Below are 13,565 nucleotides of genomic sequence, written 5' to 3' on the forward strand. Positions count from 1 at the left end.
AACATGCCCTTGAATCGGCGGTTTTTTTCGCGTTTTCCACACACGCGTTTTCACCAATTCGAGAGCAGGGTCGATACTGTTACGACCCCGCGGCACACTCTGTTACATCAAACACTATAGAATGCCGCAATCAGATTGGACCCAAGCATGAAACAAGACGTCTTTGGACAGATGAACACCCTGACCCAGCCCGCAAGCGTCGAGGCGTGGGATGGTGTTCTCCTTGGGTTCATGGCGCACGCAGCCGTAACGCCGCAGCATCTGGGCAAGGTGCTGGAGCTTGAGCCGGACTTTGCCCTGGGTCACGCGATCAAAGGTCTGTTCATGGTCCTGCTGGGTCGCCGCGAGATGATCGCGGTCGCGGCCGAAGCGCTGACCGCAGCCAATGCAGCGATGGAGCGTCAGCCGGTTTCGGACCGTGAAAAGCTGTATGTCGAGGCACTGGCGATGTATATGGCTGACCTCCCCACTCAAGCGATACACAAATTCGAAGAGATCCTTCGGGCACATCCCACGGACACCCTGGCGATGAAACTCAGCCACGCCACTCGGTTCGTTTTGGGAGATTCGCAAGGTATGCGCCGTTCGATTGAGCGCGTGATGCCCGCTTACGAACCCGACCACGCTGGGCGTGGATATCTGCTGGGCTGCCATTCATTTGCTCTTGAGGAAACGGGTGCCTACGAGAAAGCCGAGATCGCCGGGCGTCAGGCTCTTTGGATGGTTTCCGACGATGCTTGGGGATTGCACGCCGTCGCGCATGTGCATGAGATGACGGGAAATGCTCAGTTGGGCCTTGACTGGCTTGCGGGGCGCGAGGATGCTTGGGCGCATTGCAACAATTTCCGCTATCATGTGTGGTGGCACAAGGCGCTGATGCATCTGGATCTGGGTCAGGTCGATCAAGTGATGGCTTTGTATGATCACCACATCCGTCAGGACAAGACCGACGATTACCGCGATATCTCGAATGCGACTTCGCTGCTGTCCCGGCTAGAGCTTGAAGGGGTGGATGTCGGCAACCGCTGGGAAGAACTGGCCGATCTCAGCGCTGCCCGAACCGAAGACGGCTGCCTGATCTTTGCCGACCTGCATTACTTGCTGGCCCTGACTGGCGACAACCGTTCGGATGCGACCAGCAAAATACTGCACCGCATCCAGAGCGATGCCCAGCGTAACCAGGGCGATACGCCGATCCGCATGTCTGATCCCGGCGTAGCTGCGGCCAAAGGCCTTGAGGCCTTTGGCGAAGGCCTCTATGGCCAAGCCTTTGACTTTTTGTCAGACGCACGTGGTGGAATGCAGCTGGCTGGTGGCAGCCACGCCCAACGTGATGTATTCGAGCGCATCACAATTGATTCAGGCCTGCGCGCCGGCCGTCTGGATGCTGTCGAGCGCATTCTTGACGACCGCCGCGCCAAGCGCTCCGGTGGCGAAGACAACTATGCCCTCGCCCGCCGCGCATTGATCGAGGCCGCACGCGACAATGGCGACGCACAAAGCGTCCCCGCCGAATAAGAACAATAAAAAAGACCAAGAAGGACAGAAACCGTATGGCGACTGCATCGCCCGCTTCTGATTTTGCTCCGGTGGCGTCTCAAACCGCCACCCCTGCCCGCACGCGCGACCCGCGCCTTGATTTCTATCGCGGTATCGCGATGTTTATCATCCTTATTGCCCATATCCCGAACGATCCTTGGGCCAAGTGGATTCCTGCTCGGTTCGGGTTTTCGGATGCAACCGAAATCTTTGTTTTCTGCTCCGGCATGGCCTCGGCCATCGCCTTTGGCGGAGCGTTCATGCGCAAGGGCTGGTTGATGGGCACCGCGCGCGTCTCGTTCCGTATCTGGCAGGTTTACTGGGCGCATATTTGTCTGTTTTTCTTCGTCGCTATGACTATGGCAGCGCTGAACCAAAGCGGGCTGTTCGAGAAAAACTATATCTCGTCGCTGAACCTGCAGCATTTCTTCAATGACCCTGCACCGCAGATCGTGGGACTGTTCACTCTGACCTATGTGCCCAACTATTTTGACATCCTACCGATGTATCTGGTGGTGCTTGCGATGATGCCGCTGTTCATGGGGCTCTATCGCATCGGATTCTGGGCAGTCGCGCTGGCATCGGTCACGATCTGGCTGATCGCGCAATACGATTACCTTGATCTGCCTGCAGAGCCCTGGTCGGACCGGCAATGGTTCTTCAACCCGTTTGGCTGGCAATTGCTGTTCTTCACTGGCTTCGCGTTCATGCGCGGCTGGATTCCCGCCCCGCCGGTTTCAAAAACGTTGATCTGGGCGGCCTCATTATTCCTGATCTTCTCGATGCCGTTTGGTTCGTGGAAGGTTTTTACCTGGATAAATGCTGCAGCACCCGATCTCGCTGATGAAATCCGCAAAGTCTGGCCGGTAACCAAAGAGTTCCGCAACAAGACAGACTTTGGCCTTTTCCGATATTTGCATTTCCTCTCACTGGCCTATCTGGGCTGGGTTGTTGCCGGTGAGCATGGCCATCGCCTGATCGTCACCGGTCAGGGAGCCGCAGCGAAGGTTTGGCAGTTCCTGCTGAGTGTCATCACCAAAGTCGGGCAGCAGTCGCTTGCGGTCTTTGTATTTTCCATGGCTGCAGCACGACTTATCGGCGTCGGATTGGACCTGAGTGGGCGGGATGTTGCCAGTGTCTTTGTCGCTAACATGATTGGCTTTGCCATGATCATCGGCGTGGCCTATCTGGCCGCGTGGTTTAAGTCACACCCTTGGAAGACTAAGAAATGAATTTTACACGCCGCGCTTTCCTCGCCTCATCAACGGCATTGATCCTCGCTCCGGCAGCTCATGCGACCGGCGGTGAGGTCGCCTTTGACCGCAACACAGTTATCGAAATGGCGCGCGATCTGGCGAGCCGACCTTATGTAGAACGCGAGATGGTGCCGCAAGAATGGCAGGATCTGAATTATGAGCAATATCGCTCGATCCGTTTCCAGTTGGAAAAAGGCCTTTGGTACAGCACCAAGTCACCGTTCGAAGTCGACTTCTTCGCGCCCGGACTTTACTTCCCTCGCGCAGTGCAAATTTCAACCGTCGACCATGGTCATGTGACACCTGTTGCCTTTGATCTGGACATGTTCACAAAAAGCGAAGACGTTCCATCTTTGCCTGCAGATGAAACGCTGGGCTTTTCGGGGTTCCGCCTGCGTGCCGAGATGCATCGGCCCGGGTTAACCGACGAGTTCTGCGTCTTTCAGGGTGCAAGCTATTTCCGCGCGATCGGTTTGCATGAAGCATATGGTCTGTCGGCACGCGGTTTGGCGCTGAAAACCGGCGATCCCGATGGGGAGGAATTTCCCGATTTCATTCGCTTCTGGCTCGAAAAGCCTGCATCGGGACAGCGGAACATGGTGGTCCACGCCCTGATGGACAGCCCCAGCGTCAGTGGTGCGTACCGGTTTGAAATCACGCCAGGTGACGACACCATTATGGACGTCAGCGCAACGCTGTTTCCACGCACCGAACTGTCCCATGTCGGCATCGCACCAGGCACATCCATGTTCCTGTTCGATCAGACCAATCACAGCCGGTTCGATGATTTTCGCCCCGCAGTTCACGACAGCGACGGGTTGCTGATCCGGAATGGTGCGGGCGAAGTCCTATGGCGGCCATTGGCCAATCCAACCCGCCTGCAGATCGCCTCCTTTGTGGATATGAATCCACGTGGCTTTGGCCTGATGCAGCGTAAGCGCGAATTCTCAGACTACGCTGATCTTGAGGCCAACTATCACAAGCGCCCCAGCTTGTGGGTCGAGCCCAATGGGGACTGGGGCAAGGGGTCTGTCACGCTGGTAGAAATACCCGCAGATCAGGAAATCTATGACAATATCGTCGCCTACTGGCGGCCGATGGAACAGTACGCGGCAGGCAGCCAAGTTGATATGTCCTATCGCCTGATCTGGGGCGAAGAACCTCAGCGCACACCCGTCGCGCGGGTCATCAATACGGCCATGGGCGATAATACCTTTGGCGAAGGACGGTTGGCCGTGATCGACTTTGAACCAAGCGATCTGTTTGACGACCCCGAGGAGATGACTGTTTTTGTCGACTCGCCTCATGCTGAGACGTCGGACGGGGTGTTGCAGCGTAATCCAGATACAGGTGGATTACGACTGGCGTTCTCGTTTGAACCTGGTGAACGCAACCATGTCGAATTGCGCGCGCAATTGCTGAAAGACAAACAGCCGGCCTCTGAAGTCTGGCTATACCGTTGGACCTCATGAGCCGCGATCTTCATATCATGCCGCCCGAGGCCCCTCTGGCGATGCCCGCGCAGAACTTTGCGCAGGGGTTCCGCGATGCGCAGGCCCCGACTAGTGATCGGAGACCATCTGCCGGATTCTGGCGTGCGCTGGCCTTTTCACCAGCAATGGCCGCGACGTTGGGCCTGCTCTGGGTCATGTCTGACTGGTTCAGCGCCGAGGGGATCAACCTTGTCGAAGGTATCCTGCTAACGTTGATCTCTTTCAACTTCTTCTGGATTTCATTCACGGTCTGTACCGTGTTGCTGGGCATGGTTTCGCTGTCCCGTCAGGAGCAGCCCAAACGCGAAGGCCGTCCGCAGCCGCTGCGCGTGGCGCTGTTGACGCCGGTCTACAACGAGGTGCCCTGGAACGTTCTGGGCAATGCTCGCACAATGCTTGAAGACCTGCAGCAACGCGGCGGTCAGCACCATTATGCCATGTTCATTCTATCCGATACCCGCGATCCCGAAATTGCGGCGCAAGAACAGGCCAGTGTCGAGGCATTGCGCACAACCTTGGCACCAGGTTTGGAACTTTACTATCGCCGCCGCCCTGCAAACACGGATCGCAAGGTCGGGAACATTGCCGATTGGGTCAGCCGCTGGGGCGCGGATTGGGATGCGATGCTGGTGCTGGATGCCGACAGCTTGATGACAGGTCGCGCGATCAGCCGTTTGACCGACGCGCTGGCGCGTGATCCGGGCGCAGGCCTGATCCAGAGCTATCCGCAACTGATCGGCGCGCAGTCGGTTTTCGCCCGGATGCAGCAATTTGCCAATGGTGTCTATGGTATCGCATTTGCCGAAGGTCTGGCCCGCTGGTGCGGGCAAGAAGGCAATTACTGGGGCCATAACGCCATCATCCGCACAAGCGCTTTTGCCTCCAGCGCGGGCTTGCCGAAGCTGAAATCTCTCAATGGGCAGGACAAGCTGATCATGAGCCACGATTTCGTCGAGGCCGGACTGCTGCGTCGCGCCGGATGGGCCGTGCGCTTTTTGCCACGCATTCGCGGATCGTATGAAGAAACACCACCCACCCTCATCGACCACGCCATGCGCGACCGCCGTTGGTGTCAGGGCAACCTGCAGCATCTGAAACTGCTTGGTTCGACGGGGTTCCGTGCGGTCTCACGCTTCCATATGTTTCACGGTGCGGTCGGATATCTGATGTCGCCGCTATGGTTTGCGCTTTTGGTGATGTGGGCTTTGATCGGCCAGGGCAAGGATGCCTCGGTTCTGCATTACTTCAGCCCCGATAATCCGCTTTTCCCGCAATGGCCTGAGATGTCCGAAACACGCCACGTACTGATCATTTTGGTGATGTACGCAATGCTGCTGGCCCCCAAGGTTCTGGGCGTGGCCGCACTGCCCCTCAGCGGTGTACGATATTCCGATTTCGGCGGCACCCGTAAGTTCTTTACTTCATTTCTGTCCGAGGTCGTTTTATCAGTTCTCTATGCTCCGATTTTGATGGTGCAGCAGATGATCGCGGTTTTCCGGACTGCTCTGGGCATTCAAAAAGGCTGGTCACCGCAGGCCCGCGATGGCGGCAGCTATGGGGTGCGGACCTTGATCTTGTGTCACGCGCTTGAAACCGTAAGCGGTGTGGCATTGAGCGTTGGTATTCTTGCTGGTCTCGTCTCAGTTTGGTTGGCCCCAATCGCGATCAGTCTTGCGCTGGCAATCCCGCTTTCGGCGCTGAGCGGCGTATCAGCGGGTGCTGCGCGCCGTATGGTCGGGATGCGCGAAGACGTCAGCGAGCCTGCTATCACCCGGTCAGCACGGCGCTATCGTGATGAGTTGAAGCACCTGATCGAAGGCAAGGGCATAGTCACCCCAGCAGAGTAATCAACTGCCGGGTAAGCCCTCGTACCAATCCACCATCATATCGGCCCAACCTTTGGGCACTGTATGTCCACCTGGAAACAGCGCGAATTCCAGCGCGCTTCCTTCAGCGCATCCCATCCAGTTCCGGCGCATGAACTGGCCAGTGGTTGAAAACCCGCTGGGTTTGGTATCGACGCATTCATTGGCAACGCGCCAGATCTCCAATCCGGCAAAGATATCACCTTGATGGAACCGACCTCCGCCCAGTATGCGCCCTTCCAACGGAACCACATTGTCTGTCCAACCGTGGGTGTGAAACAGACGGACCGGTCCTTCGCAAGTCTCCGGATGCGGCCTCCAGAAACCGCCTGAAACCGGTGCATAGGCCGAGAACGTTTCCGGCGCTGCGCAGGCAAGGTAATAAACCATAAATGCGCCCGCTGAAAAACCGCTTAGCACCACGCGACCGGGGTCTACGTCAAACCGCTTGGCCGCATCCTGAACGGCTTCGGTCAAAAATTCGGCCTCATCACGTCCGTCCCAACCAGGGAAGAAGTTCCAGCTTTGACGACCATTCCGCTCGGAACCTTCGGGGGCCATCACGGCGTAGCCTCGTTTCAGCAGCGGTTCGACCATTGCCCTGTTCTTAAGTGTCCCAGTACCCGTGCCACCGTAGCCATGCATGAATACGACTAGCGGCGGATTGTCAGCTGCCGGTAACTCGATCTGATACGCGCCTGCATCAGTCTTGCAAACCTCATCTTGATCACCGCAAACGGCCAGAGCGGTTTCCCCCGTGAAGGCAAGGCCCAAAGCCAGCCATAATCTCGCTCGCATTACCTATCCTCTTTGTAATCATTGACTGGCAGACCCGCACGAATCCAACCTGGTCCGGCAGCCGACCCCAACATACCCTCAGGCACATCGATGACATTGGTGAAGCCCGCTTTAGTCAGTTGGTTGCTTAACCGGGCAGAACGTACACCACGCGCGCAAATCAATGCCACCGGCGCGGTGCGTTCGCCCTCGAGCAATTGATCCAAAACGGGCACAAAATCTTCGCGTCGCATGTCGAGCGGATGGGCACCTTCACCGATCCCCGTTGCGCGCCATTCGCGAGGGGTACGGATGTCGATCAGAACAATATCCCCCTGCCGCACGTGCTGGTGGGCAGTGGAAACCGCGATCTGATGTCCTGCGTAATCCTGTGGAATCAAACGGTATTCCCGGAGCGCCAAGCCTCCGGCTATCACCGTTCCTGCTCCAAGCAAGACCCATCGACGGGTTTTGATCGCGTGTTCTGCCAAATTGCGCCTCCTGATGTAAATTTGGGTCATATCACAAGCACGCCACCATTTCGCGCCCCTGTTCGCGCGCGTTGTTCAAGATATTGTCATCGCCCCCCGAACAACTTTGCAATGGTCAATCTCTTCGAAAAAACAGCCCAATCTCTGGACAGTTCGGAATTTTTCCCTACAAAATCAGGACTAACTTGACCGCCCAGACCGGAGTATCGCACTTGTCCCTATTCCTTATCGCGGCCCTTCCCTTCCTCGGAGCTGTTTTTCCGGCCCTCTTGATCCGGGCAGGACGAAACGCAGCAGCTTCCGCGGCAGGGCTGACCACATTCCTCGCCCTCATGGGACTATTGATCCATATTCCCAGCGTCATGCGCGGCGAGGTGGTGACTGCGCGATTTGACTGGATACCGGGGCTGGGGCTGAACGCGAATTTCATGCTCGACGGGCTGGGTTTTCTGTTCGCGCTGCTGATCTTAGGGATCGGCTTGCTGATAATCCTGTATGCGCGTTTTTACCTGTCACGCGAAGATCCGATGGGGCAGTTCTATACCTATCTACTGTTGTTTCAGGGCGCGATGGTCGGTATCGTTCTGTCTGACAACATATTACTTCTTCTTATTTTCTGGGAACTTACGTCCCTAAGCTCATTCCTTTTGATCGGCTATTGGAGGCATCTGCCCGAAGGGCGGCAAGGTGCCCGGATGGCGCTGGCTGTCACCGGCTCAGGCGGGCTGGCGATGATCGCCGGGATGCTGATCCTGGGCAACATCGTTGGCTCCTACGATCTAAGCGTCATCCTGCAGAACAAAGAACTGATACAGGCGTCGCCCTACTACCTGCCCGCGCTGATCCTGATACTGCTGGGCTGTTTCACCAAGTCGGCACAATTCCCGTTTCATTTCTGGCTACCGCACGCCATGGCTGCACCGACACCAGTTTCAGCCTATCTGCACTCTGCCACGATGGTAAAAGCCGGTCTGTTCTTGATGGCCCGGATGTGGCCGGTTCTGGCTGGGACGGATGCGTGGTTCTACATCGTCGCCACCACCGGGCTGATCACCATGCTGTTGGGTGCAGTGATTGCGCTGTTCAAGGACGATCTCAAGGCACTGCTTGCATTTTCGACAGTCTCACACCTTGGATTGGTGACCATGCTGCTGGGTTTTGGCACCAAGATCGCGGCTGTGGCAGCCATCTTCCACATCATCAACCACGCTACATTCAAGGCCGCTCTGTTCATGACCGCTGGTATCATTGACCACGAAACCGGCACACGTGACATCAAGCGCCTAGGTGGATTGCGTCACCTGATGCCGATCACCTTCACCATTGGAACCATTGCTGCGCTATCGATGGCTGGCCTGCCTCCGCTGAATGGTTTCTTGTCGAAAGAGATGATGCTGGAAGAAACGGTGCATACGACCTGGCTGCACTCGCATTATCTGGTTCCCGGTCTGGCGCTGTTGGCCGCACTGTTCTCTGCCGCTTATTCCTTCCGCTTTGTCGCGCATGTTTTTCTGGGTGCTGAACGCAAAGATTATCCAGCTCACCCGCATGACCCCCCTATCGGGTTGTGGCTGGCGCCTGCGTTCCTTGTGGTTCTGGTGGTCCTTATTGGCCTCTATTCCGCGGCGATCGTCGGCCCACTGGTCGCGGTTGTCTCCAGCGCCGTGATTGGTGGTGAGAAGCTGCCCTATTATTCGCTGAAACTGTGGCATGGTTTCACGCCCGCGCTTTACATGTCAGCGGTAGCAACACTGGGTGGTTTATTCCTGCTGTCCCTGCATCGCAGGGGTGAGCAGATCTGGAATGCCCTGCCCCGCCCCGAGGCCAAGGTGATCTTCGAAGCAGTCATCAGCGCGTTGACCCGCCTTAGCCAGTGGATCACGGATGAGCTGCACAACGGCGTGATCAGCCGCTATGCCATCATCCTGATCGCCTTCACGGTCGGCATCGGTTACTACGCCTTTGCAACTGGCACGATAGGCATAGAAACCAGGGTGCCGCTCCCGGCCCAGATCATTCCCATCATCGGTTGGATTTGCCTTGTCGCGGCGACACTTGCCATCATGTGGTTTCACCGCAACCGCCTGCTCTCACTGGTGTTGATTGGGGTTGTCGGTCTGATCGTATCCATGGCGTTCAACTATCTCTCGGCCCCCGATCTGGCACTGACGCAGATTTCAGTTGAAGTTGTAACCATGATCCTGTTGTTGCTGTCGCTGAACTTCCTGCCCACCGAAACGCCTTGGGACAGCAGCGCCGCACGGCGCTGGCGCGATGCAGCGATTTCGGTTGTTGCCGGGATCGGCTCAGGCGCGTTGATCTACGCGCTGATGATGCGGGATTTCGCCTTTCCGACGATTTCGGAATTCCATCTTGCGAATTCCTACAAGGGCGGTGGCGGCACCAATGTGGTGAACGTAATCCTCGTCGACTTTCGGGGTTTTGATACATTTGGCGAGATCATCGTGCTGGGTATTGCCGCCCTGATCATCTTTGCCCTGACCGAAGCGGTTCTGAGCACCAACGTGCGCGGCTATTTGCTGAACCGCAAACCGCACTGGCCGCAGTCAGGTGACTCGCATCCTCTGATGATGGTTGTCGCCACACGGGTAATGATGCCAATTGCCTTGATGGTTGGTGCCTACATCTTCTTCCGTGGCCATAACCAGCCCGGAGGTGGCTTTATCGCAGGCCTCATCGTCGCCATCGCATATCTGATGCAATACATGGCCAGCGGATACACATGGGCCATCGAACGGCAACGGTTCTACTACCACGGCACGATCGGCTGGGGTGTCCTGATTGCCGCCGCCACCGGTTTAGGCGCGTGGTTTAATGAGCGCCCGTTCCTGACAAGTGATTTCGGTTATATCCACTGGCCACCTCTGGAAGAGTTCGAATGGGCCACTGCAATTCTGTTCGATACCGGAGTGTTCCTCGCCGTATTGGGGGCGGTGATGTTGGCGCTCGACAGCCTGTCGCGGTTCGCCTGGCAGCCGGGCATGGCGCAGGAATTCCCGATGGATATCAATCCGTTGCGAGACAATCCTCCGGAAGATGAAAATGAGAAGGAGCAGGCCTGATGGAAGCGCTCGTAGCCTCTGCCGTAGGTGTGATGACCGCCGCCGGGATTTTCCTGATCCTGCGCCGCCGAACCTTCCCGGTTATTCTGGGCCTGTCTCTGATCACCTATGCCGTGAACGTATTCCTGTTCGCCACAGGACGTTTGGCGCTGGACGCCCCGGCCGTTCTGAACAAATACGAAGATGTGCCCTATACCGATCCGCTGCCGCAAGCGCTGGTTCTGACGGCAATCGTGATCTCGTTCGGGATGACCGCGGTGATCGTGATGATCGCCCTGTCTGCCTATCTGTCCTCGAAGGATGACCATATTGACATGAGTGCGAGCGACAGCGTGGATGCACCGGGAGAAGACGCATGAACCACTGGATCGTTGCGCCGATCGTCCTGCCCGCGATCCTGGCCCCGTTCATCATCATGGTCCTGCGATATCATCTGGATTTGCAACGCATATTCTCGGTCGCGGGGGTAGTCGGGCTGCTGGGGATCGCACTGACCATCACAGCGCAAGCCACAACCGGGGAAATCCAGGTCTATGAGCTGGGCGATTGGCCTGCGCCATTCGGCATCGTGCTGGTATTGGACCGGATGTCGGCCATGATGGTGCTGCTTACTGCGTTGCTGGCCCTGCCCATCGTTCTTTACGCCATCGGATCCGGGTGGGATGATAGGGGCAAGCATTTCCACGCCCTTTTCCATTTCCAGCTCATGGGTGTTTGCGGGGCCTTTCTGACAGGGGACGCCTTTAACCTATTTGTGTTTTTCGAGGTCCTTCTGATCGCTTCGTACGGCCTCATGACACACGGAGGCGGAGCGGTCCGGCTGAAGGCAGGGGTGCAATACGTCACCTACAACCTGCTGGGTTCAACCCTTTTCCTGTTTGCGCTTGGAACTATCTACGCCGTCACCGGCACGCTCAACATGGCTGATCTGGCTGTTCGGGTCGCAGAAATTCCACCCGAGGATACCGCCCTGCTACGGGTTGGGGCCGTTCTGCTGCTGTTGGTGTTCTGTATCAAGGCTGCCGTGCTGCCGCTGCATTTCTGGCTTCCTGCAAGTTATGCCAATGCGCCTCTACCTGTGGCCGCCCTGTTTGCAATCATGACAAAGGTCGGGGCCTACTCTATCCTGCGGGTGTATACTCTGGTCTTCGGGCCGGACGTTGCCGCAACCGAAGGGCTGGTTGGTGCGTGGTTGCAACCTGCAGCATTGGTCACCTTGGCGGTTGGTGCCGTAGGCATTCTGGGCTCACAGCATATCGCACGGATGGTTGCCTTCTGCGCCATTACCTCGATGGGAACATTGCTCATCGCTATCTCGCTGTTCAGCGAGGTCGCAACGGCGGCAGCTCTATATTACGTCTTCCATTCGACACTGGCGACCGCTTTGCTGTTCCTGGTGGCGGATATGGTGATGGAACGTCGTGGAGGTGCCATCACGCCGACTGCACTGATGCCGCAAACCGGGCTGATCTCGGCCCTCTTCTTTGTTGGTGCCATTGCGATGGCAGGAATGCCCCCACTATCCGGTTTCATCGGCAAATTGCTTGTTCTTGACGCCTCGCGCGGGGCACCGGATGCCAATGCGGTCTGGGCTGTGATCTTGATCGGATCATTCGTGACCATTGTCGGACTGGCCCGTGCCGGCACGCTCATTTTCTGGAAGTGCCACGACGTACAGGCAATCCCGCCAACTGAACCAGATTCCGAAGAAGAACCAGGTGCCACCGCAATTGCGCCTGAACCACACGCAGCCCTTGCGTTTACCTCAGTCTTTGGCGCGGTTCTTGGTCTGGTACTGCTCACACTATTTGCTGGCCCGGCACTGCAGTACACCAGTAAAACCGCAGAACAGTTGTTTACCCCCGAGAACTACATCTCGGCTGTGCTGGGGAGGGAAGAATGATTAAGCTGCTACACCGGATATTCCCCCACCCTCATCTGACCGTACTTCTGACGATCGTCTGGATTTTACTGGCGAATTCGCCGTCGCTGAACTCGCTTGTATTCGGACTATTGCTGGGGATCATTATTCCGTTCATCACGCAACCCTATTGGCCTGACCGTCCCAAGCTGCGCAATTGGCCAATGGTCGTGGAGTACATGCTGGTCGTGCTGTGGGATATCGTGATGGCCAATATCGCAGTCGCTCGAATTATCCTGTTTAAAAAGGATGCCGACCGCCAACCTGGTTTCGTTTGTGTCCCGCTCGAACTGCGTACGCCAGAAGCGATCACAGTACTTGCTGGAACTATCACCATGACACCCGGTACCGTTAGCTGTGATCTGTCCGCACAAGGGCACAATCTGCTGGTACACTGCTTGGATGCGCCAAACCCCGAGGAAGTGCGCGACCAGATCAAAAGCCGCTACGAGCGCCGCCTTAAGGAGATTTTCGAATGATCGAATATGCGATATATTTTGCATTCGCCTGTTTCGGAGCGGCGATCATGATGTGCCTTTGGCGGATCATCACTGCAGATGGCGTGGGCACCCGTGTACTGGCACTGGATACAATGGTGATCAACACCATCGCATTGCTGATACTGTATGGGCTGAGCATCGAAACCGAGATTTTCTTTGAGGCCGCGATGATCATCGCAATGCTGGGCTTTGTCTCAACCGTGGCCTATGCGCGCTTCATGCTGCGCGGCAACATCATCGAGTGAGGGCGGCATGACATTCATCTTCGAACTGCTCATTGCCTTCTTCCTGATCGTCTCGGGCATATTCGGCTTTGTCGGCTCGTTTGGCATGATTAAGCTGAAAGACCCGATGTCGCGATTGCACGCACCAACCAAAGCGACAACGCTGGGTGTGGGAGGTGTACTCCTGGCTTCGATCGCACATTCAGTGCTGCTTGAGGGCAAACTTTCACTGCATGAGCTGTTGATTACGCTGTTCCTTTTCCTGACGGCACCGATCACGGCCCTGTTCATTGCCAAATGGCACATTCATCGACATGAAAAGCCCAGTGATTTGCCTGATGCGGGCGAGGATGAGCTTTGGGCCACCCACGCCGTTGAGCAGGTTGAAGACGTCCCGGACCACAGCGCGAACTAGT

At 56.7% G+C, this 13,565-nt stretch carries 12 protein-coding genes; 10 read left to right on the plus strand and 2 right to left on the minus strand.

Annotation, left to right across the window (positions count from 1 at the left end):
- The first annotated feature begins 147 nt into the window (after positions 1-147).
- From ACR0MQ_RS12480 to mdoH, 4 genes are read left to right on the plus strand one after another with little or no spacing between them, the layout of a single operon-like run.
- On the plus strand, positions 148-1,518 hold the full coding sequence (locus ACR0MQ_RS12480) for a tetratricopeptide repeat protein (RefSeq protein WP_480608540.1): 1,371 nt from the start codon (positions 148-150) through the stop codon (positions 1,516-1,518).
- Positions 1,519-1,553: 35 nt separating this feature from the next.
- Positions 1,554-2,771: an OpgC domain-containing protein gene (locus ACR0MQ_RS12485; RefSeq protein ID WP_170770145.1), complete on the plus strand. Its 1,218-nt coding sequence runs from the start codon at positions 1,554-1,556 to the stop codon at positions 2,769-2,771.
- Complete coding sequence (locus ACR0MQ_RS12490; RefSeq protein ID WP_170770143.1) at positions 2,768-4,267, plus strand: glucan biosynthesis protein G; 1,500 nt, start codon at positions 2,768-2,770, stop codon at positions 4,265-4,267. Before ACR0MQ_RS12485 ends, ACR0MQ_RS12490 begins: the two co-directional genes overlap by 4 nt.
- A complete protein-coding gene (gene mdoH / locus ACR0MQ_RS12495) occupies positions 4,264-6,135 on the plus strand; it encodes a glucans biosynthesis glucosyltransferase MdoH (RefSeq protein WP_480608543.1) in 1,872 nt (623 codons plus the stop codon). The genes ACR0MQ_RS12490 and mdoH overlap by 4 nt, the downstream gene beginning before the upstream one ends.
- Here mdoH and ACR0MQ_RS12500 read toward each other — a convergent pair whose 3' ends face one another.
- Both ACR0MQ_RS12500 and ACR0MQ_RS12505 read right to left on the minus strand, forming a co-directional pair.
- Positions 6,136-6,951 (minus strand): CocE/NonD family hydrolase, encoded by an 816-nt coding sequence (locus ACR0MQ_RS12500; RefSeq protein ID WP_170770139.1) that lies wholly within the window; start codon positions 6,949-6,951, stop codon positions 6,136-6,138.
- Positions 6,951-7,421 carry a rhodanese-like domain-containing protein gene (locus ACR0MQ_RS12505; RefSeq protein WP_480608545.1) on the minus strand — a complete coding sequence of 157 codons (471 nt, stop codon included), beginning with the start codon at positions 7,419-7,421 and terminating at the stop codon, positions 6,951-6,953. Before ACR0MQ_RS12505 ends, ACR0MQ_RS12500 begins: the two co-directional genes overlap by 1 nt.
- Positions 7,422-7,633: 212 nt before the next feature.
- Here ACR0MQ_RS12505 and ACR0MQ_RS12510 point away from each other — a divergent pair, with 212 nt between their 5' ends.
- The 6 genes from ACR0MQ_RS12510 to ACR0MQ_RS12535 are packed head-to-tail and all read left to right on the plus strand — an operon-like array spanning position 7,634 to position 13,564.
- A complete protein-coding gene (locus tag ACR0MQ_RS12510) occupies positions 7,634-10,504 on the plus strand; it encodes a monovalent cation/H+ antiporter subunit A (RefSeq protein WP_170770135.1) in 2,871 nt (956 codons plus the stop codon).
- Positions 10,504-10,863, plus strand: coding sequence for a Na+/H+ antiporter subunit C (locus ACR0MQ_RS12515; protein ID WP_010438934.1), 360 nt, complete (start codon positions 10,504-10,506; stop codon positions 10,861-10,863). The genes ACR0MQ_RS12510 and ACR0MQ_RS12515 overlap by 1 nt, the downstream gene beginning before the upstream one ends.
- Entirely contained in the window at positions 10,860-12,407 is a 1,548-nt protein-coding gene (locus ACR0MQ_RS12520) for a monovalent cation/H+ antiporter subunit D (protein WP_170770133.1), read from the plus strand. Before ACR0MQ_RS12515 ends, ACR0MQ_RS12520 begins: the two co-directional genes overlap by 4 nt.
- The gene (locus ACR0MQ_RS12525) at positions 12,407-12,904 is read left to right on the plus strand and encodes a Na+/H+ antiporter subunit E (RefSeq protein ID WP_170770931.1); all 498 of its coding nucleotides are present in this window, start codon (positions 12,407-12,409) and stop codon (positions 12,902-12,904) included. Before ACR0MQ_RS12520 ends, ACR0MQ_RS12525 begins: the two co-directional genes overlap by 1 nt.
- On the plus strand, positions 12,901-13,170 hold the full coding sequence (locus ACR0MQ_RS12530) for a K+/H+ antiporter subunit F (protein WP_010438928.1): 270 nt from the start codon (positions 12,901-12,903) through the stop codon (positions 13,168-13,170). Before ACR0MQ_RS12525 ends, ACR0MQ_RS12530 begins: the two co-directional genes overlap by 4 nt.
- A 7-nt stretch (positions 13,171-13,177) precedes the next feature.
- Positions 13,178-13,564, plus strand: a complete 387-nt coding sequence (locus ACR0MQ_RS12535) for a Na+/H+ antiporter subunit G (protein ID WP_010438925.1) — start codon at positions 13,178-13,180, stop codon at positions 13,562-13,564.
- The last annotated feature ends 1 nt before the right edge of the window (position 13,565 follow it).

Source organism: Ruegeria sp. AN6 (assembly GCF_056540425.1).